The organism is Paraburkholderia sp. (assembly GCF_028283785.1).
Taxonomy (GTDB): Bacteria; Pseudomonadota; Gammaproteobacteria; order Burkholderiales; family Burkholderiaceae; genus Paraburkholderia.
This window is the reverse complement of the sequence record NZ_JAPWKB010000003.1, coordinates 61,808-85,704: the sequence shown is the minus strand read 5'-3', so window position 1 is coordinate 85,704 and position 23,897 is coordinate 61,808. Positions and strand designations below refer to the sequence as shown.

The following is a 23,897-nucleotide window of genomic DNA, read 5'->3' as shown; positions in this document are numbered from 1 at the left end:
TACCCGGCCGACCGTCTGTGCACCGATTGGCGAGCGCTTAATGCCCGGCACTGCCCCCTACATCCTCGAGTTGCCGCATTACCGCGTCCAGGTTAAACGACGCGGCCTTCTGGCGAGGCGGGAAAGCCACGAACTGTTCGATCTGCGCGGCCACAACCGCTTGCATCCCGTAGATCAGATACGCGTGGGAGATGATCCAGTCGTAATACGTGTTCGAGTTCTCATCCGCTCGCTCGAATGGATCCCTTCGCAGATGGAAAATTTTCGGAATCCGCAATGGCACGAAGGGCTCCGACCAGCACGCCATTTGCTTGGCGCGTTGCTCCCGCAACACCACCTTCCAGTCTTTCACCCGGATCGCCATGATGTCGCCGTCATCGCTGATATAGAAGAACGACTCGCGCGGACTGTCTTTCACTTCGCCGCTCAGATACGGCAGCATGTTGAAACCGTCCAGGTGAACTTTGTAGGTGCGCTCGCCGACCTTGTGTCCTTTAAGCAGCTTCTCCTTGATTTCGGGTTCGCCCGCCGCTGCGAGAAAAGTCGACATCCAGTCCTGGTGCGTCACGATGCCGTTGAGCACGGTGCCGGCGGGGAATTTCCCCGGCCACCGAATGAACGCCGGCACTCGCCAGCCGCCTTCCCAGTTGGTGTTCTTTTCCGCGCGAAACGGCGTGATGCCGGCATCCGGCCAGCTGTTGTAGTGCGGTCCGTTATCGGTGGAGTACATCACGATGGTGTCTTCGGTAATACCGAGTTCGTCGAGTTTCGCCAGCATCCTGCCGATGTTCTCGTCGTGCGCGACCATCACATCGTTGTACTCGCCCTGGCCGCTTTTTCCTTTGTGTTTCTCGGCGCAGTGCGTGCGGAAATGCATTGCCGTCGTGTTGTACCAGAGGAAAAACGGCTTGCCCGCCTTGTGCGCACTGTCGATAAATGCCTGCGCGTGCGCGGTGGTTTCGTCGTCGATCGTCTCCATACGCTTTTTGGTCAGCGCACCGGTATCTTCGATCTTCTGTCCGCCTTTGCCGTCCGACCAGCAATGGAGTACGCCTCTCGGACCGAAGCGCTTCTTGAATTCCGGGTCTTTCGGATAGTCGGGATCTTCCGGCTCTTCTTCGGCGTTCAGGTGATACAGATTGCCGAAGAACTCATCGAAGCCATGCATGGTGGGCAGGAACTCATCCTTGTCGCCGAGGTGATTCTTGCCGAACTGGCCCGTGACATACCCTAGCGGCTTCAACATCTCCGCGATAGTCGGGTCTTCCGGCGACAGGCCAAGGTCCGCGCCCGGCATGCCGACCTTGGTCAATCCGGTGCGGATCGGGTTTTGTCCGGTAATGAAAGCGGCGCGTCCCGCCGTACAACTCTGCTGCGCGTAGTAGTCGGTAAACGCGACGCCCTCGTTGGCAATGCGGTCGATATTCGGGGTGCGATATCCCATCTGCCCACGGCTATTGAAGCTGATATTCCACCATCCAATATCGTCCCCCCAAAGAATCAGGATATTCGGTTGCTTTGTCGCCATGATCGCTCCCACTCCTTTCAGATGAGGCCCGGCGAGCGTGGCGCCGGCCGGGCGAAGAGGCTGCTTCAATTGCCGGATTGCAGCCGAAGTGCGTCACGAGCCACCCCGTTTGTGCAAGCACCGCGCGGAGATGGACGTGTATCGGCGAGACTGCCGTGATGCAGCGCGCGGCGTCCCGTAACTCGCCGTCAGGAACTACGCGCGCGACGCGTGATCGCCGTGGCAAAACCTGAATTTCTTGCCGCTACCGCATGAACAGGGCGCATAGGGGCCGCGTCGTTTGTCTTCGATCGCGGTGAGCGCCATCACATCGGAAGGCGGCCGGCCATCGCGATAGAGCGTGGCCATTTTCTCCATCGCGCGGCGCGATCCGTTGAAGAACAACGCCAGACCCTCGCACAGATAGTTCTGGCCTTCTTCGCCGTCGTGCGAACGTGCGAAGCGGTCTTTCGGGCAGCCGCCATTGCACAGCGCCCTGACTTCGCAACGCTTGCACTGCGCGGTCAGCGAGTCGCGCTTGTTCAGTCCGAACTTGCGTTGTTCGGGCGACGCGATCAGCGTCAACATGTGGGTTTCGTGAATGTTGCCCAACCGGTAACCGGGTTCGACGAAGTGATCGCACGAATAGAGGTCGCCGTTGTATTCGAGTGCCGGACCGAGGCCGCACGTGGGCGCGTGAATGCACAGCAGATGACGGCCGAACATGGCTTCGAGCGTGACGTCGAACAACTGCACGAACACCCGACCGACATCGTGGCGCACCCATTCTTCGAAGATATCCATCAGGAACTGGCCGTATTGCCGCGCGCCCACCGAGCGTTCGGTGACGAGATTGCCGGTCTGCGTGTACAGCACGCGCCGATGGTCCGGCCGGTCGCTCCAGCCCTGGTTCGCCAGTTGGATGGTCTGTTCGGTCGCGCGTTCGATGATTGGAATGAACTGCATCCACTTCGCGCCGAGCTGATCGCGAAAGAAGCGATAGATCTCGCGGCCGTGGTGCTGGTTGGCGGCGTTGACCGTACACAGGATATTGAACTCGACGCCGTGCTGGCGTAACAGGTCCAGGCCGCGCATGACGAGATCGAAGGTGCCCTGTGCGCGGCGATCGACGCGATAGGTGTCGTGAAGTTCGCGCGGTCCATCGACGCTCAGCCCCACCAGAAAATGGTACTGCTTGAAGAACGCGCACCATTCGTCGTCGAGCAGAATGCCGTTGGTCTGAAACGTGTGCTTGACGACCTGTCCCGGTTGACGATGCTTCTCGACGAATTCCACCGCCTGCCGGAAAAACTCGACCTTCATCAGCGTGGGTTCGCCGCCTTGCCACGCAACCGTGACTTCCGGCGTGCGATGCGATTCCAGCAACTGGCGCAGATAGGTTTCCAGCGTCACCTGCGACATCCGATGCTTGTCGTTCGGGTACAGCGCTTCCTTCGACAGGAAGAAGCAGTACTTGCAATCGATATTGCAGGTCGATCCGCTCGGCTTGGCTAACAGATGGAAACACGGCGGCGCGTCGGGCAGCCGCGTGTCGGGTGTCAGGCGTTCTCCGGAACGCGAAGTCGTGGTCCGCTCGAGCAACGTGGCCTGCATTTGCGATCACCCCTTAATCTCGACGTGCAAGGATATTGCCAGGCGCCGATTGTTTTGCGCCGCGAATCTTACGGTGACAGGGAAGTCATTTTTCTGAAAAGTACACAGCGCGTTTCGCAATTACACACGTGGTGGGTATTTAAGTAACCTTGTGTCGGGAAAGCAAACGCAATTTGCTTTTACTGCGATTTAAACGCAGCGTGCGAATCTGCTGGTGTGACGGCTCAAGCGCTTGCGCGCGCGTAGTAGCGGTAAAGCGTAATGGAATATCAGTCGAAAATCGCGTTTTAAAGTGACGCTTACCTTTTTATTTACAGGAATGAAATTCAGCCGCCGTCGTTTTCTATCCCTGAAATTGACGGCATTGATGTTTCCGGATGAGCCGTTTGCCGCTTCAATGTATTACCCGGTGGAATAACGGTTTCGATACACGAGAGAAATTCTCGCAATCGGCGTGGCGGTGAACTAGATTGACGTTGGCGCGTAAAACGCTGGGTTCCGCTCGTGCACGATTTAGTTCGCATCGTGGTCGATCGACGCTTCCCCCAACAGGTGCATCGGACTCAACGGAGAATCGCGTGGCACATGCATCGGCACCCGCACGCACGTCGGACCAGTTAGCAGGAGACCGCACCGATCTCGCGGCGACGCGCACGGTCATGGCCGCCGACCGTACGCTGATGGCATGGGTTCGCACCGCGCTGTCGATGATCAGTTTCGGCTTTACGATCTACAAGGTGCTTCAGGGCTTTACCGATGCCGGTGTTCATCTGGCGCATCCCAACAGTCCTCGATCGGTCGGTCTGTTCCTCACGGGAATGGGCACGGTGTCGATGGTGCTCGGCACGCTCGAATACTGGCGAAGCATCGTCAAGGTGGCGGGCTATCAACGCGTCAGCGTCTGGCGACCGGCTTTTTTTATCGCGCTGGTCATGACCCTGTCGGGCAGTTTCGTCTTTCTTAGCATCATCATCAGACTGCTTTAAGCCAACGGACCGACCCGGCGGTTACGGTCGGAACGAGGGCGACTGCGCGCGCGTTCGGTGCCGGCCAGTCGGGCGGGAACGCGTTCATCCGTTACGGACATTCGCACGACTGCCGTGCGTGGTTTCAATAGAAAAGGTGCCCGTGTCGTGACTGAAATCCTGTTGACTCTGCTGAAGGTGTCGGTCGTCGTGACGATCGTTTCCGTGGGCGCCGCAACCGCGCCCGCCGACCTGACGTATCTGTGGCGACGGCCGCGGTTATTACTGCGGTCGCTCGCGGCGATGTATCTGCTGGTTCCCCTGGTCGCGCTGGCGCTCGTGCTGATCCTGCCTATCGACAGCGGCGTCAAGGCTGCGTTGCTGGTGCTCGCCGTGTCGTCGGGCGCGCCGCTACTGCCGAAAAAGCTCAAGAAACTGGATAGCCAGGAATACATCTTCAGCCTGCTGGTCACGTCGTCGCTGGTGGCGATCGTTGCGGTGCCGCTGTGGGTTGCGCTGCTGGCCGCTTATTTCGATGTCGCGATCGAGCTCCCCGTCACCACGGTCCTGCTGACGATCGCCAAAGCGATTCTGCTACCCGTCGCGATCGGCATGGTGCTGCGTGCGGTGTTTCCGGCACGCGCGGAACAGCTGTCCGACCGGCTGATCACGATTGCCGGCATCGTGCTGGCCGTGGCGGGTATCTTGCTGGTCGCGCTTCACTGGCAGTTGCTGATGGCGCTGAGCTGGCTCGGAGTGCTGGCACTCGTGGCGCTGATGGTGTTCGCGTTGGCCATCGGCCAGTGGCTCGGCGGCCCGAATGCCGATGACCGCACGGCGTTGGCGATCGCCTGCGCGACCCGGCATGTCGGGATTGCGCTGGTGGTCGCCTCCGAATTCGCCGGCGTCAAGATAGCCGTGCTGATCGTTTCGTACTTTCTGACCGTCGTGGTGGTGTCGAGTTTCTATCTGATGTGGCGACGGCGCTAGGCCCGTAACGCGCGCTAAGACTTCGTCTTCACCTCACGCGCGCGCACGCCGATGCCGCGCAGGAAAATCGCGAGCCGCGCCGTGATGTGCGCGGTGCGGCGATCCCGATCCGGTCGTTCCCGCAGCCGTCTTCGCGGCAACAGCGCACCGAAGACGATATCCATCAGCATGCCCGCGCACACCATCGGGTCGTGAGCCGGTATCCGGCCGTTTCGCGTTTCCAGTTGCAGCCACGCGACCAGCAATTCCCGCGAACGGATCACCTCGTTCTCGTACAGGTAATCGGACAACTCGGGAAACAGCACCGACTCGCGCACGATCAGATTCAGGATCGCTTCGCGCGCGTACTCGGCGTCGTCATCGACGTCGAGCCGGAAAATCCTGATCAGGATGTCGAGGATCGTGCCTTTTTCGGCATCGGGACGCGGCAGATCGACGATCAGATTCTGGTGCTCGCGGATCACCGCCGCGAACAGCTCGGTTTTATTCGCGAACGTCTCGTAGATCGAGCGCTTGGAGACCTTCGCCCTGGCGGCGACCACGGCCGTGGTCGTGCCCGCGAATCCGAGTTCGAGGAACGCGTCGGACGCGCCCCTGATGATGGCGAGCCTGCGATCCGCGTCTGCGATCACTCTCGGCCGTCCGCGCTTTTGAGCGACGGTCGACGCCGTATCTTTCATTCGCTTCTCCTGCGTTAACGCCTGAAACATGTACGTGGGATATTTATGGTACGGTGAAAGTACCATTTTGGCGATGACCCGATCGCCTGCCGGGCGTGGTGTCTGTCGTACGGCTCTGGCTCGACGCACGCTGTGCGACCGGCCGCCACGCTCATCTATCCAGCAAGGAGCATGAGCATGTCGCGAGAAATCGTAACGCAAGGCACCGGACCGAACCCGATTCAGGACGCCCGCGTTCTGGACGTGATTGCACGCATGAACGCATCACGGCGTTTTCCGCCGCGCGAGGCTTTCGACGGCCCGGTCGGGAAAGATCCGGAAGCGTTCGCGGAATACGGTTTTTCGATCCATCCCGACCAGGGCAACCTGATCTATCTGCTGTGCCGGGGCTTGGGGGCGAAACGGGTGGTCGATTTTGCAACGTCGGTGGGGATGTCCGCACTGTATTTCGCTGCCGCCGTTCGTGACAACGGCGGCGGGCTCGTGATCGGTTCGGAGTTCGTGCCGGCGAAAGTGGACGTCGCGCGCCGCAATCTGACCGATGCAGGGCTGGCCGATTACGCCGATATCCGCGTCGGCGATGCGCGCGAGACGCTCCGCGATCTCGGCGGCCCGATCGACTTCGCGCTGATCGACGGTTGGCCCGTCGCCGATGGTGCGTCGCTCGCGCGTCAGATCATCGAGATCGTCGCGCCGCAGTTGCGGGTCGGCGGCTACGTGATGAACGACAACGCAGAGCCGGATTTCCTCGACTACATCCGTGATCCGGCCAATGGCTTTATCTCCGTCACGATACCCATCAAGCGCGGCACGGAACTCGCGCTGAAGATCGCATAAGGCCACGCATGCAGTCGAGAAGAGCGTTTCTGTTAGCGGCGCTGGGTACCGGTGTCGCCGCATTGTTCACATCGGGCGGTGCATTGGCAGCGTCGGCGTCGTCGGTGCACGCATCGTCGTTGCAGGCGGGCGCGGGGCAGGCGGACGTCGTGTTTCCGCCTGGCCTGTTTCCGGTGGACGGATTCACGGCGCAGCACGATCCGCTCGCGACCCGAGTGCTGGTGCTGGACGACGGCGGCGGGCGGACCGGCATTGTCGTGATCGACGTGACGTCGATGTCGGACGCGATGGTGGCCAGCGCGAAGGCCATTCTGTCGGCGGTCGCGGGCGTTCCGGCCGAGCGGACGATCGTCTGCGCGAGCCACACGTTTTCGGCGCCGCATGTGTTTCCGGTGGACCACGTCCCGGCCGGCACCGATCTCGCAAAGAACGACGCGATCCTCGCCGCGTTCGACGTGGCGATGCGCGCGGCGTCGGCGCAGGCCGTGTCGGCATTGCAGCCCGCGCGCGTGGGCTTCGGTTCAGGCCGCAGCGAGGTCGGCGTCAATCGCGATGTGCGGACGGCGAACGGCTGGTGGCTGGGTGCCGACGACGCGGGCTTCGCCGATCCGCATGTCGGCGTGGTGCGCATCGACGCGATGAACGGCAAGCCGCTGGCGATCCTGATGAACGTCGCCGTGCAGGCTTCGATCATGGACGGCTCGAAAACGGCCGACGGTGCTCGCCTGATCACCGCCGACCTTGCAGGCGCAGCGGCGCGACATGTCGAGGCCCATTACGGATCCGACGCCGTGGCGCTGTTTCTGGTCGGCGCGGCGGGCGACCAGGCGCCGTTATTTCAGGCCAACCGCCATGTCGTCAATCCGGACGGCAGCGTTGGACGTGTCGATCTGCACGACGCGGGTTTCGACCTCGTCGATAAGCTCGGCGAAAGGCTTGGCGCGGAGGTGGTCCGCGTCGCGAACACGGTGACGCCCGAGCGATCCACCGTGCTCGACGTACGGCGCGAGACCGTGGACGTGACATCGCAAGCGTTCTCGCCGCGCAATGCACCGGTCGGCCCGGTCACGTCTTTCGACTATCGGCCCGGTGCGAAAACTGCCGTGCCCGTCGTGCTGATGAGGATCGGTGGCATCACGCTGGTGGGTGTTCAGCCGGAACTCGCGGCAAGCATCGGCGCGCGCATCCGCGCACGCTCGCCTTATCCGCAGACGCTGGTTGCGACGATGGTCGATGGCGCGGCCAAGTACATGCCCGACGCGCAAAGCTACGACCGTTTCACTTACGAGGCGCGGAGTTCGCCCTTCGCCAAAGGTGCCGCCGAAACAGCGGCCGACGGGATCGTCACCGCGCTAAAGAAGCTCAAGAACGCAGGGAGTTGAAACAGAATGAAGATGCAAACACGCCGGGATTTCCTGGTGATGAGTGCCGCCGTCGGCGCACTCTGTGCCGTCAGCGTGCCCGCTTTCGCGCGCAGCAATCGTGCTGCGCCGCGCGCGCGGAAAGCCACGGCGGTGACGCAGGTTTTCGGCGACGGAATCCGTCTGATCGCGGTTGCCGTCGAATACGATGCGCCGGTCGATGCCGCGACATTGTCCGCGAACGATTTCACGGTCGAAGGGCGTCACGTGACGGGTGTATTTCCGGGTACTTCGGTCGATCCCGCCAGCCGGGCCGCAACGGGGCGTTTCGTTATCGTCACGCTATCGCCGGACGACGCCAATGCCAGCCTCGCGCAGCATGTGCAAATGCAGCCGCAAAAGCAACCGCAGCCGAAAGCGCAGCCGCAGGCAGGCGGCCACGGGCCGGGGAAGGCCGGCGATATTCCGGTGTATGACACGGTCTATCGCGACGCAAAGGCGTCGGTTGTTGCACGCGGGGCGGCGCCGCTTCCGACCACGGCAGTCAGCAACCTGATCGTCGATGCGTTCCGCCAACTGGCGTTTCACGATCCGAAGACGGGCAAGTTGCTGCGGTACAACCTGTTCGTGCCGAAGGACTATGACGCGAGCCGGTCGTATCCGCTCGTGCTGTTCATGCACGATGCCGGCGCGACCAGCGACGTGACGCGCACGACGCTGTTTCAGGGGCTGGGCGCGGTGGCGTGGGCGAGTCCGCAGGATCAGGCCGAGCGTCCGTGCTTCGTGCTGGCGCCGCAATATGCGGAAATCATCACCGACGACGATTCCCATACGTCCGCGATGCTGGACACCACGATCGATCTGATCGAGATGCTGGCGCGGCGATACAGCATCGACCGCAAACGCATGTACACGACCGGGCAATCGGGCGGCTGCATGATGTCGATCGCGATGGACATCAAGTACCCGGACTTCTTCGCCGCGTCGTTTCTGGTGGCCGGTCAGTGGGATCCCGCGCTGGTGAAGCCGCTTGCGCGGCAGAAGCTCTGGATTCTGGTCTCGCAGGATGACGACAAGGCGTGGCCCGGTGAAAACGCGATTACGGCCGAGCTGGAAAAGCAGGGTGCGAAAGTGAGTCGCGCGGTGTGGGACGGAACGTGGACGCCGAAGGAATTCGAAACGGCGTTCGCAAAGATCGACGCCGACGGAAGTCCGGTCAACTACGTCGCTTTCCGCAAAGGCACGGTGATCCCGCCAGGGCAATCCGCAGCGGGAGCAGCCGGACACCGCAACACGTGGCGCATTGCTTACACGATCGAGCCGATCCGCGCGTGGATTTTCCGGCATCACGCGTAACCTCGGCGCCCGATACGACTGACGCGGCGCGCGTGCTGAAACTCCGGATGGTGCGGACTGGTCGCGACGGTGTGGATCTGCGTCGCGGCGCAAGGCTGGGCATTGGGTCTGGTCGATTTCAGCGGCGTGACCAGCGTCTCGGCGGGCGTGATTTTCGGCGGGCTGATCGTCTATGAGCGCGCGATGCGCGCAGAACGCAGATCGTCCGGTTCGACCGGACGATCCTGATCTCGCGCAGCGCCGCGGCGGCCTAGTCGAGCACCGCCTCGATCAGACGCGGACCGCGCTGCGCCATCGACGACGCGAACGCGTCGTCGAACGCGCGAAGGGACGTAGCACGTGTGGTGGCGACACCCAGTCCCTGGCCGATCGAGCGCCAGTCCAACGCGGGCGTACCGAGATCGAGCATCGCCTTCGCGGCCGGACCATTCGACTCCGCGCCCACGCGGATCAACTCGTTGTTGAGCACCTTGTAGCCGCGATTCGCAAATACGACCGTGACGATGTCGAGGTTCTCGCGTGCCTGGGTCCACAGCGACTGCACGGTGTACATCGCGCTGCCGTCGCCGACCAGCGTGACGACCTTCCTGTCCGGCCGAGCAATCGCCGCGCCGGTCGAGACCGCCATCATGCTGCCGATCGCGCCGCCCGTCAGATTCAGAAAGTCGTGCGCCGCCGCGTTGTTCAGCACGTCGTAATGGGGCAGCGTCGATGAGATGCCTTCGTCGGCGACGATCGCGTTGGCCGGCAGATGCATCGCCACGATCCGGGCAATGTTTTTCGCGTCGAGCGGATCGTCGAGCGTCAACATGACGGCGTCTCGCGGGTTGATGCGCGCGTCGGCGCCGCGTGCATCCAGTGCGTCCACCAACGCCGACAAAGCGGCGGGCCCGTCCTCGTGCGGATGCGTCAGTACGGTGATCTCGCAACCGTCGGGTGTCAGCCAGCTCGGTTTGTCCGGATACGCGAAGAAGCTGACAGGCGGACGCGCGCCGACCAGGATCAACTGTTCGGTGCCGGCCAGAAAGGCGGCGGCGTGCTCGCCGAAGTAAGGAAGCCGCTCGACCTGCACGCGCCCGACGCCGCGTTCGACGCGCGGGGCAAACGTGTCGCATATAAGTCGCGCGCCGGTTTTCGCCGCGATTTTGCCTGCGGCAATCAGCGCTTCGCCCAGCAGCGCGTCGCCGCGTACCAGCAGCACGGTTTTCCGGTTTCGGCGCAACGCGCCGGCAACACGGTCGATAGCGGAATCTGCGGCGTGTGCGCGCGGTTGGACCGGCAGCGCGGCGGCGACTTCGTCGGCGGTGTCCCATGCTGTGTCGGCGGGCAGGATCAGCGTCGAGATGTAGCCGGGCGCAGACCGCGCGGCCTGCACGGCGCGCGCGGCATCCGCGCCTACCGAGCGCGCGCTCGTGGACGTGTGCACCCAGTCGGATACCGGACGGGCGAATCCTGCGATGTCCGACGCGAGCGGCGCGTCGTAGCGCGCATGCGACGACGCGTGGTCGCCGACGATATTGACGATCGGGCTCGAAGCGCGCCGCGCGTTATGCAGATTGCTCAGGCCGTTCGCCAACCCCGGTCCGAGATGCAACAGCGTCGCGGCGGGCTTGCCCGCCATGCGCGCATAACCGTCGGCCGCGCCCGTCACGACGTTTTCCTGCAGACCGAGGACCGGTCTCATCGTCTTCACGGCATCGAGCGCCGCGACGAAATGCATTTCCGATGTGCCGGGATTGCCGAAACATACGTCCACGTCGCTGGCCACCAGCGACTTCAACAGACTTTCTGCACCGTTCATAGCGTTAACTCCAGAGAGGTCGGTACGTGGGCATCGACGTCGCGAAGAACGATCGCAGCACCACCTTGACGACGATTCTGCGCAATCCTATTGTGAGTAACAATCGAGTCAGATCGGAAACTTTGTTACCTCATGCGTAAAAATCTGGACTATGGACTGCTTCACGCGATGACGGCCTTCGTCAGGGTCGTGGACGCCGGCACTTTCACGCTGGCGGCCGAGCAGATGGAACTCACGACGGCCCAGATATCGCGGCTCGTGTCGGGACTGGAAGCGCGGTTGCACACCAAATTGCTGCAGCGGACAACCCGCCGGATTGCATTGACCGGCACGGGCGAGACCTATGTGGCGCAGTGCCGCGATATTCTCGAACGGGTCGATGTCGCGGAGGCTTTCGCATCCGGTTCGACGATCGAGCCGGCCGGACGCCTGCGGGTTCAATGCATGGGCAACTTCGGCAACCGTTACGTCGTGCCGCTGATCGCCGGGTTTTGCGCGCAGTTTCCGAAAGTGAGCATCGAATACGCGACGTCACAATACGCGCCAGCGCTGCTCGCCGAGGGCATCGACGTCGGCATCTATATCTCGCGGCAGCTGTCCGACTCCGGCCTCGTGGCGCTGCCGCTGGGGACGGTGTTCAGCGTGCTGTGCGCGTCGCCCGACTACATCGCGGCGCACGGCTCACCGAAGCATCCACGAGATCTGGCGGATCATGCGTGCGTCCGGCTCGTCAATTTTTCCGCGCCGTCGGAATGGGAACTGATGTCGGGCAAGCGATCGTTCCGGCTGCAACCGGGCGGGTCGATCATTGCCGACAATCCCGACGTGCTGCTAAGCGTCGCGGAGCAAGGCAGCGGAATTTCGTTGCTGCCGTTCTTCACGGTCAGGGAGTCGATCCGTCACGGACGTCTGGTCCGGGTGCTGCCGACATGGCGAACACCCGAACTCGGCGTCTATGCGTTGTATCCGTCGAGACATTTTCTCGACGCCAAGACCAAGGCATGGCTCGATCTGCTGAAGACCCGCATCGCGCCCGCGCTGGTTGCCGACGCGTCGATGTTCCGCTGAACCCGAACCCGAACCCGAACCCGACGCGCGGATGCGGGCCGTGAGTTGCATCAGACGCGCCGGACGAAGCCAGCGCTCAATACCGCCACGTCAGATTCACACTGCCGTTCAACGGCGCCGCGTAAATCCCGGTGCTGTATTCCACCGTGGCGAAGTGCTTCTTGTTGAGCGCGTTATTCAGATTGCCGGTAATGCTGAAATGACGATCGACGTCGTAGCGCAGCATGAAGTCCAGGTTCGAGTACGCGCCCTGATGCACCGTCCCTACGCCCTCCGATTCGTAGCGGGTCGCGCTTTGCCAGCGGATGCTGCTGCCTGCGGTCAGCTTGTGATCGAAGTACGGAACGCGATACGTCGTGGACAGATGCACGGTCTTGCGCGGAACGAAAGTTTGCGTGGACAGACCATCGTCACCAACGACGCGCAGTATCGTCGCGCCCACGCTGACGTTCCAGTCGCGCGTGATTTGCCCGGCCACTTCGGCTTCCACACCTTGCGACGTCGCATTGCCCGCTGTGTAGTATTCGTTGCCAGTGTCCAGGTTCAGGCCTGCGTCGGTCGCGATGTTGGTCTGGTGGATGCGAAAGACCGCCAGCGACGCATTCAGGCGGTTATCGAGGAACGCGCCCTTGATGCCTGCTTCGGCGCTTCGTCCTCGCGCCGCACCGAGTAGCTGGTTGTTGATATTCAGCTGGTATTGCGGATTGAAGATCTTCGTGAAGCTCGCGTATGCGGTGATCTCCTTCGTCAGATCGACCGTCAACCCGACATAGGGTGCCGAGCCGACCGATTGCTGCGCATAACTCGTACCGCTGGCGTCGCCGCTACTGCCGGCCTGCGTGTAGTTGATCCCGAGCAGCAGGTTGACGCGGTCGGACAGATTCCATCGCGACGACGCGTAGACGGACCGGCGCACGTCGAGGTAATGCGTGTAATCGGTCGCGGCGCCGAAGGCCGGTTCCGCGAAGGTGCCGGCCAGCAGCTGTTCGTAGCTGACCGATGCGCCGTCGGTGTCGCCTTCGCCCGACGGATTGCTGAGCTCCGAACGCGAGAAGTTGGCGCCGAATACGAGATCGTGGGTTCGTCCGAACAGATCGATCTTGCCGGACACGTTCGAGTCCACCACGAGTTGCCGGTTCGACTCTTTCCACCAGGATGTATACGAACTGATGCCGCTGCCGTCGGACTCCAGCGCGCCGTTCGGATAGAAGATTTTGGCATTGCTCGAAATGTCGTTGAACGCTACCGACGTCTTCCACTTCCAGCGCTTGCCAAGCTCCTGCGACAACTCCGCGAACGCGCGCTCTTCCTGCGTGTTGAAGTACGCCCAACTGGGCGCCATGCTGGCGCCGACGCCGTAACTGAGCTGATTGCCATTGGCGTCGAGCAGCGGCAGGCCGCCCCATTCGGCGCCTTGCGAGCGGTTGTTTTCGTAGCTGAAGCCGACCGTCGCGAGCGTGCTGGGCGTGAGGTTGGCCTCGACCACGCCATAGACGATGTCCTTGCTCGGCTTGTACCGGTCGATATACGAATTGCCGTCTTCATGCACGGCGACGAGGCGTCCGGCGACGGTGCCCGCCTTGTTCAGCGGCCCGGAAATATCGACATCGACGCGCTTGGTGTCCCACGATCCGTACGAGATATTCGCCGACGCCTGGAACTGATAGGTCGGACGCTTACGGATCAGATTGACCGTGGCGGACGGATTGCCGGTTTCCGCGTTCAATCCGTCGGCGCCGCGCAGCACTTCGACCCGGTCGTACAAGGCCATGTCGATATCGCCGTATTGCGACTGATAGATCAGCGGCACGCCGACGCCGTCGAACTGGAAGTTGGTGATCTGGAAACCGCGCGACGTGAAGTCGGTGCGATCGGTTTCATACTGATCGACCGTGACGCCGGTCACATGCTGCAGCGCTTCGTTGACGCCGTTGAGATGAAAATCGTCCATTTCCGCACGCGTCAGCGCGGACACGGACTGCGGCGTTTCCTTCGGTGACAGCGCGATTTTCGTGGCGGCCGTCGTCGACTGGATGATGTAGGCGCCGGTCTTCTCGGTTGGCCGCTGCATATCGTCGCCGCTGGCGGCAATATGGATCGCCGGCAACGTGGTGTCGGTCTGTTGGTCGGGCGTTGCGGGAGCCTGCTTGATGGTGACCGTGCCGCCTTCGAAATCGGGCACGAGCTTGCTGCCGCGTAGCACCCGGCCGAGCGCTTCGGCGGCGGTCATCTGTCCGTCGACGGCCGGCGCCATCTTGCCGGCAACCAGCGAACGTTCGACCAGCAGTTGCAGATTGGCTTCGCGCGCGAGTTCATTCAGCGCGCTGCCCAGCGGCTGCGCGGGAATCGAAAACTTCGTGGACGGTCCCGAAGCGACGACCGACGGTGCCTGTGCCCGTGCGTCGGGTGCATCGAAAAAAGCGACGGCCAGCATGACGGCGGCCGTCAGCGTGGCGAGCGGAAAGCGAGGATGCTGCATCAACGACATCTCCAACAAGTAACGAAAGAAAAACCATTACTGAAGAAGACGCATCAACGCGGCGAACCCTGACATCGTTTTCAAAGAAATTTTTGGATGCGTGAGCGCGCGTCGCGCAAGCTACACCGTGCGCACGATTTCGATCACGTCGCCACGCGGACGCAAGCGCACCGGCAGCACGCGAGGCAGCGCGCGGACGAACAGGCCGAGCTGCCGGACGTCGAAGCTGCCCGTCAAACGCATCGCGCCCACCGACGGATCGGCGACGACGATATGGGTCGCTTCGTAGCGCTCGAATTCCTGCAACGCGCGCGACAGCGTGGTGTCGTCGAACGTGACGCGACCTTGCCGCCACGCGCCGACTTCGGCAGGCGATATCGCGCTGACCGGGCCCAACAGGCCGACGGCATCGGTCGTCACGAATTGACCTGCGGCAAGCTCGATCACGCGCCGCGTGTCGCTGCCTGGCGGTGTCGATGCGACGCGCACGCGTCCTTCCTGCACGTCGACGCGGACATTGCCGTTCTCCAGTCCGGAGTCCGTGCATCGCACGACGAAGCGCGTGCCGACCACGGTGACCGTCACCGCTCGGGCCATGACATTGAACGGGCAATCCGGATCCGCTTTGACGGTGAACATCGCCTGGCCGCGAATCACGTGCACGTCGCGTCGATGCCGGAACAGCCGGGTCTCGACGCGCGTGTCCGTATCGAGTTCCATCGTGCTGCCATCGGGCAGCGCGATCTTCTGGAATTCGCCGCGACGCGTTTCGTAGCTCGCGGTGAAGGTGGGACTCTGCTGCCACGCGTTCCAGCCGAGCCAGCCCGCGCCGACGCACGCGAACGCCGTACCGGCCAGCGCAAATCGCGGAACGAACGCGCGTCTGCCCGGCGACGCCGGCGCAGTGCGAGCGGCCGGTTTTGCAACCGGCTCGACGCGCGCAAACCCGGTTTTGAATCGGTCGATGTCACGCTTCGGTACGTCATCGAGCGTCTGCCAGACGTTGGCGAACAGCGCGTAGCACTGGCGGTGCGCGGGACTCTGCGCGAGCCAGGCCTGGAAAGCCGCCTCGTCGCTCGCGCCGACGTCGGTCTGACGCCGGACGAACCACGTCGCCGCCTGCGACTCGACGGCGGCATCGATCGACGGCGCAGCGCCGGACGGCGTCGCGTCCGCGTCGGCGTGGGCGCGGGCGCGGGTCGGGGGCAACTCGGAATGGGGTGTGGAGCGTTCCATCGTCATATCGTCAGCGCGTATATCTATGAAGACGCACGACGAAGCAAAAACCTGACATCGAAGAACCTTGCATCGTTTTTTATTCGACCACGCCGGTTGAATGGCTGGTCGTGCTGTCGAATGCCGCGAGTCGCTGCCTGCATGTCAGGAGCGCGCGAATGATATGTTTTTCGACCATATTCCGCGAGATGCGCATCCGCTCGGCGACTTCGCTGTGACTGAGTCCGTCGAACTTGTGCAGCACGAATGCTTCGCGGCAACGGGGCGGCAGCGCGTCGATGGCGGCGACCAGCGCCTGCGCACGTCGCGACGATTCCCATTGCTGCTCGGGCTGACTGGAAGCGTCGGCAGCGGGTTCGTCGATGCATTCGAGTTCGTCGATCGTGTGTGCGCGGACTGTAGCACGGCGGTGCGTATCGATGACGAGGTTGCGCGCAGTGCGATAAAGCAGGCCGCGCGGGTCGCTGATGGTTGTCCCGGCGTTTCGCAGGGCGAGCACGCGAACGTAGCTTTCCTGCGCGATATCGTAGGCTATATCGCTGTCTCTCACCAGACGGGAAAGGAAGCGTAAAAGTTCGCGGTAGTAGCGTTCGACCACTGGATCGGTGTTTTCTGTCTATGCCCAATCCGTCCGATGCACAGCACGGCGACAAGCATTTTGGCTATAAATGATAATCATTATCGTTCGCGGCCGTATCTCAGGCAAGGGAAAATGACATGCGTGTCATGCGCTTCGTGTTTTCCGCAACGGAACGACGCCGTCATTGTGACGATGGCGACGATGCGAACTATGTGCGCGTCGCGCTCGCTCAGGTCAGACGGTGCGGCCTTTGAAGCCTTGCCGCCACGCCGTCGGCGCAATACCGAAGGCGCGCCGGAAGTGGACGCGCAGCGACTCCGACGATCCGAACCCGGCGAGGCGCGATACGGTATCGACCGGATGATCGGTGGTTTCGAGCAGACGTTGGGTCAGCGCCAGACGTTCGTTCAGCAACCACTTGCCGAACGTCGTGCCGGTCACCTGCTGAAACTGCCGCGTGAACGTGCGGCGGCTCATCAATGCCTGATTTGCCAGGCTGTCGAGCGTATGCGCGTCGCCGAGTCGGCTGCGCAGGTCGTCCATCAATGCCGACAGCCGCGATTCTCTCGCGGTGGCGGGCATCGGGTGTTCGACGAACTGCGCCTGGCCGCCGCGACGATGTGGCGACACCACCAGACGCCGGGCCAGACGGTTGGCCGGCTCGGCGCCATAGCGCTGACGGATCATATGCAGGCAGCAGTCGATGCCCGCTGCCGTGCCCGCCGACGTCATCACGTTGCCGTCTTCCATATACAGCGCGTCGGCGTTGACCTTGACGGCGGGGAAACGTGTCGCGAAGTCCTCGGCGTAGGCCCAATGCGTGGTCGCTTGCCGTCCGTCGAGCAATCCCGCTTCCGCAAGCACATACGCCCCGAGGCACAAGCCGACAATCTGCGCGCCACGCCGATGCGCGGCTATGAGCGCTTTCAACAGCGCCTCGGGCGGACGCTCAGCCGCATCGCGCCAGCTCGGCACGATGATCGTGTCGGCCTTCTTCAGCGCGGACAGGCCATGTGTGATCCCGAGCGAGAATCCGGCCGTCGTTGTTATCGGGCCGGGTTCGACGGCGCAGACCTTGAACGCGAAGCGCGGCAGATCAGGATGCGTGTCGCCGAACACCAGGCACGGCACCGACAGATGAAACGGGCTGATCTGATCGAAGGCCGTGACGACAATGGTGGGGGCCGACATGGGACGCCTCGCGAAGCGGAGAATGGCCCGATTCTACCGGGCATTGACACGATGGCCACTTCACCGGACGAGCGGGATCGTCAAAGATGATGCATTCCACCACCGTCTCACGGAGTTCGTCATGTCCCGCCAAGCCCTGATCGTCATCGATCTTCAAAACGACTATTTTCCCGGCGGAAGATATCCGCTGTGGAATGCCGACGCCACGCTGGACACCGTCGAAGCGGCGATCCTCGACGCGCGCAGCGCAAACGTGCCCGTCGTGCTGGTTCAGCATGTGGCGGACGCGTCGAAAGGCGTCGCGCCGTTCTTCAATGCAGGTACGCCTGGCGTCGAGATTCACACGCGCATTCTGGCGGCCGCGCCCGACGCGCCGATCGTCGTCAAGACCGCCGCCGACAGCTTTCACCATACGTCGCTGGAACAAACCTTGTCCGCGCTGGATGTCGACACGCTGCTGATCTGCGGGATGATGACGCAAAACTGCGTGACGCATACCGCGATCTCGAAGGCGGCGGAAAAATACACCGTGAAGGTGTTGCGCGACGGCTGTACCACCGTCGATCAAATGATCCACGGCATCGCGTTGAGCGGACTGTCGACACGCATTCCGCTGATCGAGTCCGAATCGGCATTCTGAGCACGCCAGCTAGCCAAGGGAACAACGGCGCAGGTATTTCGATTACGCAGTTGACTTCCATTTAGATGATGACTACCATCTAAACAAGTTGATCGAGGAACACGCCGAACCATGCGCAAATCCAGAGCTGAAACCGCTGAAACCCGTCAGCGTATCGTCGAGGTCGCCGCCCACGCATTTCGGGCGAAAGGTATCCAGGCAACGGGACTCGCCGACGTGATGGCGGACGCTGGGCTGTCGCACGGCGGCTTTTACCGGCATTTCGATTCGAAAGATCAATTGGTCGCCGAAGCGTGCGCGACGGCGGTGTCGGGAATGATCGGCTCGCTCGAGGCATCGAGCGGTGGCGATAACGGCGTGGAAGGTCTGAAAGCCGTTATCGACACCTATCTGTCGCTCGAACACCGGGACGGATGGGCAAGCGGATGCCCGCTCGCGGGTATGGGAAGCGAACTGGTCCGTGCCGACGAACAGACGCGTAACGTGGCATCGCGCGGTTTCGACGAACTCGTTCAGGTGTTGGAAAAACGTATCGAAGATAGGCCGGGCAGGGCGGTGCAGTCGGATGCGGTGTTTGCGGTTGCCGCGATGATCGGCGCCGTCACCATCTCCCGGATCATCACGGATCCAGACGCATCAGCGGCTGTCCTCAAAGCCGTCCGTGACCACCTCCAGACGATTTAACGCATGACAGGTGATCGGATTTGAGTCGATCCCGTTTTTTTTAGTCTTAACTGTGCATATACACGTTTAATGCATGTCGTTTGAAATCGCGATGAAGCAGCGAACCCATATCGATAGACAGGAGCAGCAATCATGAAGCAACGCAAATTTCTGATCACGGGCGCCACCGGTAAAACGGGCGTCTACACCACCCGTCACCTTCTCGATGCGGGTCATGCGGTTCGAGCCTTCGTGCATCGCGAAGACGAGCGGAGCGAGGCGCTGCGAAACGATGGCGCGGAGGTGGTCGTTGGGGATCTTCTCGAACACGACGACGTGATCCGCGCGATGGACGGCGTGAACGGTGCGTATTTATGTTTTCCGGTGCTTCCCGGATATATCCAGGCAACCGCGTATTTCGCGGACGCGGCACGTCGCGCGGGCGTCGAGGTCGTCGTAGAAATGTCGCAGATTTCCGCGCGGGACGATTCGAAGAGCCACGCCGCGCGCGATCACTGGATCGCGGAGCGTGTGCTCGACGGGTCGGGGGTGCCGGCCGTGCATATCCGCCCGACGTTTTTCTCCGAGTGGCTGACGTTTCCGTGGGTGCGCGATTCGATCGTGGATGAAGGAAAAATCACGCTGCCCTACGGCGCGGGTCGTCATGCGCCAATCGCTGCTGTCGATCAGGCCCGTTTGATCGCGACAGTGCTGGCCCAACCGAACGATCACATCGGCAAGACCTATCCGCTGTTCGGACCCGTCGAGATGAATCAGCACGAGATTGCCGATGAGATCGGCAAGGTATTGGACCGCAAGATCGTCTACCAGCCATCGACTATCGAAGCGTATCGCACGCAACTCGAGAAATATGATTTGCCCGAATTTCTGATCCAGCATTTTCTCGCGATCTCGATCGATTATCAGAACGGGATTTTCTCCGGCGTGGATGGCGTGATCGGCGCAATCACCGGCCGCGCGCCGCAGACCGTCGGCGAATTCGTGAAAACCAACCTTCAGGCCTTTGCACGGTAGTCGTCGAATACCACCTGATTTTTTTGCCGTAATGACCTTACAGGAAGACAGATCATGAAGATGAGCGGAAACACGATTTTTATCACCGGCGCGACTTCGGGTATTGGCCGTGCACTTGCTGAAGCTTTTCACGCGAGAGGCAACAAGGTCATTATCGGCGGCCGACGTCGATCTTTGCTGGATGAAGTGACGAAAGCGAATCCGGGTATCGACGCCGTTGAATTCGACGTCAGCGATCCGGATCAGATCGCGCGCGTCACGACGCATCTGATTGCGACCTATCCGGCACTCAACGTCGTGATCAACAACGCGGGAATCATGCCGTTCGACGATGTCACCGGCCCGCTCGACGACGCGCAAGCGGTTCACCTGATCAACACCAATCTGCTGGGTCCCGTGCGGATCAGCGGCGCATTGATCGGGCATCTGAAGCAGCAGCCGGAAGCGGTCATCATCAACAATAGTTCGGTGGTCGCCTACATTCCAATGTCGATGGCCGCGCTTTATTCGGCGACGAAAGCGGCGATTCACTCGTATTCGTTATCCCAGCGCTTTGCATTGCGCGGCACGAATGTTCAGGTACTGGAAATTGCGCCGCCTTGGGTCGATACCGATCTGGTCTACAAGAGCGGCGACGCGCGCGCCATGCAACTCGAACCCTTCATTGCGGAAACGATGGCGCTGCTTGAAACGGCGACGACCGAGGTTGTCGTGGAAGCAGGGCGGCAATTACGCGACGGCGCGGGGCCGAATGAGCATGCGGTTGTCGATTACCTCAATCGGATGATCGTCGACAACCCGCTGCCTGGGGTTTGACGGGGCGTCGTCAGTCGGTCAGTCCTTACGCGGTAATAAATACTTTCAGCGTAACGATAGTCGGCGGCATATTGCAAGCCGCCGACGACGTCAATGCGTATTTGTCGTATGCCGACTGGTTCGGGCTATCTGTCGCAGGCAGGGAGCGTGCGCTTGCGTCAACTGTTCTAACGCGCAGACGCGCCATCGCGGCGATGTTTTGCAGCGAAACGCATGCCGTTCGCAAGGACGGCGTGCGTTTTTTCGTTGAGCGAACGGGAACGACGTCGCTTTACATAGGAAAAATTCGCCGGATTATCAAGTGTCGTCAGTGCGATTTTTAAATCGGGACTCTGTGACGTCGCACGGATGTAATTCTTGCCGGATCCGCAAAAAAACGCACTGTCGATGACCGTGCTGTATTCGCTAGAAGACAGTCTCGCCCCACGCGGACCGTCAATATGAGTACTATTTCCAAGGTATTGGTGGTCGGGCATGGTGTCGTCCCGATCTCCCTGCGCGCGATAATTCTGTCGCAGGGTTGATTTCAGCGGGTCGTGCCCAGATATTTTGACGTCGATTCATTTCCTGGCTTCAAGACGAACATGAAACGTGAATTTGTCGAACCCAGCAGCGCGCGTCCCGATCTGCTCTGTTTTCTCGTCGCCATTGCCGCCGCGTCGTATGCGCTGTCCGGCGAATGGCGGGTCGATCACGTCGTGCAGTGTTGTCGTGCCTGGCTTGTCAAGGCCCACGTGAAAATGCACTGGCTCGACCGTGTGCGAATCGGACAGCTCGCGCTGAAAATCGCGAGCCAGGATTTGCTGGACGCGGGCGTCGCCGTCCGGCTGTCGAGCGTGCAGGCGCTGTTCACGAGCGAACTGGAACTCAACGAAGCGAGCACCATGGTCAAGAAGATGATGGCGCTCTGCGAGGACGCACTGTGAAGCGTTGTGACTCACTGCGACACGCTTTGACACCTTGGCCACACACGCGTATGCGTTCGTTAGCAGGTCACGTTTGACTCCCCAGCGCCGTCGACCGGCGCGCTTCTTCTAGCACTTCTCCAGACTGTTCAGTTTTGTCATTCCCGCACGCCGATCCACGCCGGACGGGACGGGCGCGCGCGTTCGCGCGACGCATCATCGGGCTGCACCGTAGCTTACCTGGGCGAAGCATTCGTAACGCGGGACAAGCAACGGTAATCTTGCGCCTGGTCGCTTTGTGACGCCTATACGGATTGCGTATGGCTTATAAGGAAATGTCAGTGGTTGAGGCGAAATTGGTCTGGAACACTCACGTCGACATAACAAACCGGCCTTCTTGACGACGCATTTATCGTGCGTCTGCGATGCGTCGATCGTCAATACAAAGTCGTCGTGCAGGATCATTTCGCACCGTGAGCGGTGAGTCCGGCATGCGCGATGCAACAGGAGAAGCCCACAATGCACACCCTCACTTTCGCACGACGCGCCACGGTCGTTGCGGTGTCCCTGCTCGCCGCCGCAACCGTATCGACAACCGCGTTTGCCGTTGTCGTGCCGCCCGGCACCACGCTCGCCGCCGTGCAGGAATTGACGCGCAACAACGGCTCGGAAATCGAAACGCTCGACCCGACCAATGTCGAGACGGTCGGCGGCAGCAATGTGTCGCGCGATCTGTTCCAGGGGCTGACGGCCACCGCACCGGACAATTCGATCGTGCCGGGTGTCGCGTCGTCGTGGGAGCAGAAAGACCCGACCACGTGGGTGTTTCATCTGCGCGCCAATGCAAAGTGGTCGAACGGCGCACCGGTGGTCGCGGCCGATTTCGTCTACGGTTGCCAGCGTCTCGTCGATCCGAAAACCGGCTCGCCGTATGCGAGCACGCTCGGCACGTTCTTCGTGAACGGCGACGACATCATCGCGGGCAAGAAGCCGGTGACGGCGCTCGGCGTGAGCGCGCCTGATGCACACACGCTCGTCGTCAAGACGCCGTTTCCGGTGCCGTTCCTGCCGGAGTTGATGTCGTACGGCAACGTCGGTCCGGTCTACAAGCCCGCCGTCGACAAGTTCGGCAAGGACTGGGTCAAGCCAGGCAATATGGTCAATAACGGCGCGTATGTGCTGAAGGACTGGCAGGTCAACAACAAGATGGTGCTGGAGAAGAATCCGCAGTACTGGAATGCGTCGCAGGTGGCGATCACCAAGGTCACGTACCTGCCGGTGGAAGACGAGAACACCGACGTGAAGCTGTACGAGTCGGGTAACAACGACTGGGTGTATCAGTTGCCGTCCGGCACGTATGCACGCTACAAACAGCAGTACCCGAAAGATATCCGCAACGGCTCGATCCTCGCGATCCGCTATTACGCGCTGAACAATCAGGACCCGCTGCTGAAAGACGTGCGCGTGCGCAAGGCGCTGAGCATGGTGATCGACCGCGACGTGCTGTCGGTGAAGGTGATGGCCGACGGCCAGCGCCCGGCATACAGCATCATTCCGTACGGCATCCAGGGTGCCGACCCGATCGCCTATGACTGGGCATCGTGGCCGATGGACCTACGCGTCGCCGAGGCGCGCAAGCTGCTCGCCGAGGCTGGCGTGAAGCCGGGCACGACACTGCATTTCGACTACAACACCAGCGAATATCACAAGAAGATGGCGCTGTTCGTCGCATCGGAATGGAAGACCAAGCTGGGTATCGCCACGTCGCTCGACGCGATGGAATTCAAGGTGCTGCTGAAGAAGCGCCATGAAGGCAACTTCCAGATTTCGCGCGACGGCTGGAACGCCGACTACAACGACGCGAACACGTTCCTCACGCTGTTGCAGTGCAATTCCGTGCAGAACGACGACCGCAACTGCAACCCCGCGGTCGATGCGTTGATCCGGAAGGGCAACGATGCGTCGGACCCGGTCGAGCGCAAGCGGCTGCTGACGCAAGCGGCGAAGCTGGCGATGGACGACTATCCGATGATCCCGATGCTGCAATACAGCCTCGTGCGACTCGTGAAGCCTTATGTGGGCGGCTACTCGGAGAAGAATGCAATGGACCGCTTCCGCACCGAAGACCTGTACATCATCAAGCACTGACATCGACCCGATGTGCGCGGCGTCC

The 23,897-nt window shown here is 61.6% G+C and carries 21 protein-coding genes and 1 pseudogene; 13 read left to right on the top strand and 9 right to left on the bottom strand.

The window, feature by feature from the left end; genetic code table 11:
* Window positions 1–37: 37 nt before the first annotated feature.
* Window positions 38–1,528 carry an arylsulfatase gene (locus tag PW947_RS02615; protein ID WP_299629436.1) on the bottom strand — a complete coding sequence of 497 codons (1,491 nt, stop codon included), beginning with the start codon at window positions 1,526–1,528 and terminating at the stop codon, window positions 38–40.
* Window positions 1,529–1,723: 195 nt separating this feature from the next.
* Window positions 1,724–3,121 carry an anaerobic sulfatase maturase gene (locus PW947_RS02610; RefSeq protein WP_299629434.1) on the bottom strand — a complete coding sequence of 466 codons (1,398 nt, stop codon included), beginning with the start codon at window positions 3,119–3,121 and terminating at the stop codon, window positions 1,724–1,726.
* A 578-nt stretch (window positions 3,122–3,699) separates the two neighbouring features.
* Here PW947_RS02610 and PW947_RS02605 point away from each other — a divergent pair.
* Both PW947_RS02605 and PW947_RS02600 read left to right on the top strand, forming a co-directional pair.
* Entirely contained in the window at window positions 3,700–4,107 is a 408-nt protein-coding gene (locus tag PW947_RS02605; protein ID WP_299629432.1) for a DUF202 domain-containing protein, read from the top strand.
* 147 nt (window positions 4,108–4,254) lie between these two features.
* Window positions 4,255–5,076 (top strand): hypothetical protein, encoded by an 822-nt coding sequence (locus tag PW947_RS02600; RefSeq protein WP_299629430.1) that lies wholly within the window; start codon window positions 4,255–4,257, stop codon window positions 5,074–5,076.
* A 14-nt stretch (window positions 5,077–5,090) separates the two neighbouring features.
* Here the strand turns inward: PW947_RS02600 and PW947_RS02595 are convergent, their stop codons facing one another.
* Window positions 5,091–5,756, bottom strand: a complete 666-nt coding sequence (locus PW947_RS02595; RefSeq protein WP_299629428.1) for a TetR/AcrR family transcriptional regulator — start codon at window positions 5,754–5,756, stop codon at window positions 5,091–5,093.
* A 177-nt stretch (window positions 5,757–5,933) separates the two neighbouring features.
* Here PW947_RS02595 and PW947_RS02590 point away from each other — a divergent pair, with 177 nt between their 5' ends.
* The 4 genes and pseudogenes from PW947_RS02590 to PW947_RS02575 all read left to right on the top strand — a co-directional run.
* Complete coding sequence (locus tag PW947_RS02590; RefSeq protein ID WP_299629426.1) at window positions 5,934–6,593, top strand: class I SAM-dependent methyltransferase; 660 nt, start codon at window positions 5,934–5,936, stop codon at window positions 6,591–6,593.
* 8 nt (window positions 6,594–6,601) lie between these two features.
* The gene (locus PW947_RS02585; RefSeq protein WP_299629424.1) at window positions 6,602–7,975 is read left to right on the top strand and encodes a hypothetical protein; all 1,374 of its coding nucleotides are present in this window, start codon (window positions 6,602–6,604) and stop codon (window positions 7,973–7,975) included.
* Between the two features lie 6 nt (window positions 7,976–7,981).
* Window positions 7,982–9,310: a twin-arginine translocation signal domain-containing protein gene (locus PW947_RS02580; protein ID WP_299629422.1), complete on the top strand. Its 1,329-nt coding sequence runs from the start codon at window positions 7,982–7,984 to the stop codon at window positions 9,308–9,310.
* Between the two features lie 54 nt (window positions 9,311–9,364).
* Window positions 9,365–9,538 (top strand): annotated as a pseudogene (locus PW947_RS02575) (hypothetical protein); the annotation flags it as partial.
* A 22-nt stretch (window positions 9,539–9,560) separates the two neighbouring features.
* Here the strand turns inward: PW947_RS02575 and PW947_RS02570 are convergent.
* On the bottom strand, window positions 9,561–11,111 hold the full coding sequence (locus PW947_RS02570; protein WP_299629420.1) for an acetolactate synthase large subunit: 1,551 nt from the start codon (window positions 11,109–11,111) through the stop codon (window positions 9,561–9,563).
* A gap of 132 nt (window positions 11,112–11,243) precedes the next feature.
* Here PW947_RS02570 and PW947_RS02565 point away from each other — a divergent pair, with 132 nt between their 5' ends.
* The gene (locus PW947_RS02565; protein WP_299629418.1) at window positions 11,244–12,179 is read left to right on the top strand and encodes a LysR family transcriptional regulator; all 936 of its coding nucleotides are present in this window, start codon (window positions 11,244–11,246) and stop codon (window positions 12,177–12,179) included.
* Between the two features lie 76 nt (window positions 12,180–12,255).
* Here PW947_RS02565 and PW947_RS02560 read toward each other — a convergent pair whose 3' ends face one another.
* The 4 genes from PW947_RS02560 to PW947_RS02545 all read right to left on the bottom strand — a co-directional run bounded on the left by PW947_RS02560 (window position 12,256) and on the right by PW947_RS02545 (window position 17,665).
* Window positions 12,256–14,658, bottom strand: a complete 2,403-nt coding sequence (locus PW947_RS02560) for a TonB-dependent receptor (protein WP_299629416.1) — start codon at window positions 14,656–14,658, stop codon at window positions 12,256–12,258.
* A 120-nt stretch (window positions 14,659–14,778) separates the two neighbouring features.
* A complete protein-coding gene (locus tag PW947_RS02555) occupies window positions 14,779–15,894 on the bottom strand; it encodes a FecR domain-containing protein (RefSeq protein WP_299629414.1) in 1,116 nt (371 codons plus the stop codon).
* 79 nt (window positions 15,895–15,973) lie between these two features.
* Entirely contained in the window at window positions 15,974–16,492 is a 519-nt protein-coding gene (locus tag PW947_RS02550; protein ID WP_299629412.1) for a sigma-70 family RNA polymerase sigma factor, read from the bottom strand.
* 216 nt (window positions 16,493–16,708) lie between these two features.
* The gene (locus tag PW947_RS02545) at window positions 16,709–17,665 is read right to left on the bottom strand and encodes a helix-turn-helix domain-containing protein (protein WP_299629410.1); all 957 of its coding nucleotides are present in this window, start codon (window positions 17,663–17,665) and stop codon (window positions 16,709–16,711) included.
* A gap of 121 nt (window positions 17,666–17,786) precedes the next feature.
* Between PW947_RS02545 and PW947_RS02540 the strand changes: the two genes are divergently transcribed.
* The 4 genes from PW947_RS02540 to PW947_RS02525 all read left to right on the top strand — a co-directional run bounded on the left by PW947_RS02540 (window position 17,787) and on the right by PW947_RS02525 (window position 20,819).
* Window positions 17,787–18,305: a cysteine hydrolase family protein gene (locus PW947_RS02540; RefSeq protein WP_299629408.1), complete on the top strand. Its 519-nt coding sequence runs from the start codon at window positions 17,787–17,789 to the stop codon at window positions 18,303–18,305.
* Window positions 18,306–18,416: 111 nt separating this feature from the next.
* Window positions 18,417–18,989, top strand: coding sequence for a TetR/AcrR family transcriptional regulator (locus PW947_RS02535; RefSeq protein ID WP_299629406.1), 573 nt, complete (start codon window positions 18,417–18,419; stop codon window positions 18,987–18,989).
* Window positions 18,990–19,121: 132 nt separating this feature from the next.
* Entirely contained in the window at window positions 19,122–20,003 is an 882-nt protein-coding gene (locus PW947_RS02530; RefSeq protein WP_299629404.1) for an NAD(P)H-binding protein, read from the top strand.
* A 54-nt stretch (window positions 20,004–20,057) separates the two neighbouring features.
* Window positions 20,058–20,819 (top strand): SDR family NAD(P)-dependent oxidoreductase, encoded by a 762-nt coding sequence (locus PW947_RS02525; protein ID WP_299629402.1) that lies wholly within the window; start codon window positions 20,058–20,060, stop codon window positions 20,817–20,819.
* A gap of 167 nt (window positions 20,820–20,986) precedes the next feature.
* Here PW947_RS02525 and PW947_RS02520 read toward each other — a convergent pair whose 3' ends face one another.
* Window positions 20,987–21,295 (bottom strand): hypothetical protein, encoded by a 309-nt coding sequence (locus PW947_RS02520; protein WP_299629400.1) that lies wholly within the window; start codon window positions 21,293–21,295, stop codon window positions 20,987–20,989.
* 108 nt (window positions 21,296–21,403) lie between these two features.
* Between PW947_RS02520 and PW947_RS02515 the strand changes: the two genes are divergently transcribed.
* Window positions 21,404–21,745 carry a hypothetical protein gene (locus PW947_RS02515; protein ID WP_299629399.1) on the top strand — a complete coding sequence of 114 codons (342 nt, stop codon included), beginning with the start codon at window positions 21,404–21,406 and terminating at the stop codon, window positions 21,743–21,745.
* 498 nt (window positions 21,746–22,243) lie between these two features.
* Entirely contained in the window at window positions 22,244–23,872 is a 1,629-nt protein-coding gene (locus tag PW947_RS02510) for an ABC transporter substrate-binding protein (RefSeq protein ID WP_299629397.1), read from the top strand.
* Window positions 23,873–23,897 lie beyond the last annotated feature (25 nt).

Bases quoted from the DNA above. Each gene is read 5' to 3' on its own strand.
- PW947_RS02610 (WP_299629434.1), bottom strand. From the start codon at position 3,121: ATGCAGGCCACGTTGCTCGAGCGGACCACGACTTCGCGTTCCGGAGAA.
- PW947_RS02585 (WP_299629424.1), top strand. From the start codon at position 6,602: ATGCAGTCGAGAAGAGCGTTTCTGTTAGCGGCGCTGGGTACCGGTGTC.
- PW947_RS02515 (WP_299629399.1), top strand. From the start codon at position 21,404: ATGAAACGTGAATTTGTCGAACCCAGCAGCGCGCGTCCCGATCTGCTC.
- PW947_RS02535 (WP_299629406.1), top strand. From the start codon at position 18,417: ATGCGCAAATCCAGAGCTGAAACCGCTGAAACCCGTCAGCGTATCGTC.
- PW947_RS02580 (WP_299629422.1), top strand. From the start codon at position 7,982: ATGAAGATGCAAACACGCCGGGATTTCCTGGTGATGAGTGCCGCCGTC.
- PW947_RS02545 (WP_299629410.1), bottom strand. From the start codon at position 17,665: ATGTCGGCCCCCACCATTGTCGTCACGGCCTTCGATCAGATCAGCCCG.
- PW947_RS02595 (WP_299629428.1), bottom strand. From the start codon at position 5,756: ATGAAAGATACGGCGTCGACCGTCGCTCAAAAGCGCGGACGGCCGAGA.
- PW947_RS02520 (WP_299629400.1), bottom strand. From the start codon at position 21,295: ATGCCCGACCACCAATACCTTGGAAATAGTACTCATATTGACGGTCCG.
- PW947_RS02555 (WP_299629414.1), bottom strand. From the start codon at position 15,894: ATGGAACGCTCCACACCCCATTCCGAGTTGCCCCCGACCCGCGCCCGC.
- PW947_RS02615 (WP_299629436.1), bottom strand. From the start codon at position 1,528: ATGGCGACAAAGCAACCGAATATCCTGATTCTTTGGGGGGACGATATT.
- PW947_RS02590 (WP_299629426.1), top strand. From the start codon at position 5,934: ATGTCGCGAGAAATCGTAACGCAAGGCACCGGACCGAACCCGATTCAG.
- PW947_RS02565 (WP_299629418.1), top strand. From the start codon at position 11,244: ATGCGTAAAAATCTGGACTATGGACTGCTTCACGCGATGACGGCCTTC.
- PW947_RS02570 (WP_299629420.1), bottom strand. From the start codon at position 11,111: ATGAACGGTGCAGAAAGTCTGTTGAAGTCGCTGGTGGCCAGCGACGTG.
- PW947_RS02525 (WP_299629402.1), top strand. From the start codon at position 20,058: ATGAAGATGAGCGGAAACACGATTTTTATCACCGGCGCGACTTCGGGT.
- PW947_RS02510 (WP_299629397.1), top strand. From the start codon at position 22,244: ATGCACACCCTCACTTTCGCACGACGCGCCACGGTCGTTGCGGTGTCC.
- PW947_RS02540 (WP_299629408.1), top strand. From the start codon at position 17,787: ATGTCCCGCCAAGCCCTGATCGTCATCGATCTTCAAAACGACTATTTT.
- PW947_RS02530 (WP_299629404.1), top strand. From the start codon at position 19,122: ATGAAGCAACGCAAATTTCTGATCACGGGCGCCACCGGTAAAACGGGC.
- PW947_RS02560 (WP_299629416.1), bottom strand. From the start codon at position 14,658: ATGCAGCATCCTCGCTTTCCGCTCGCCACGCTGACGGCCGCCGTCATG.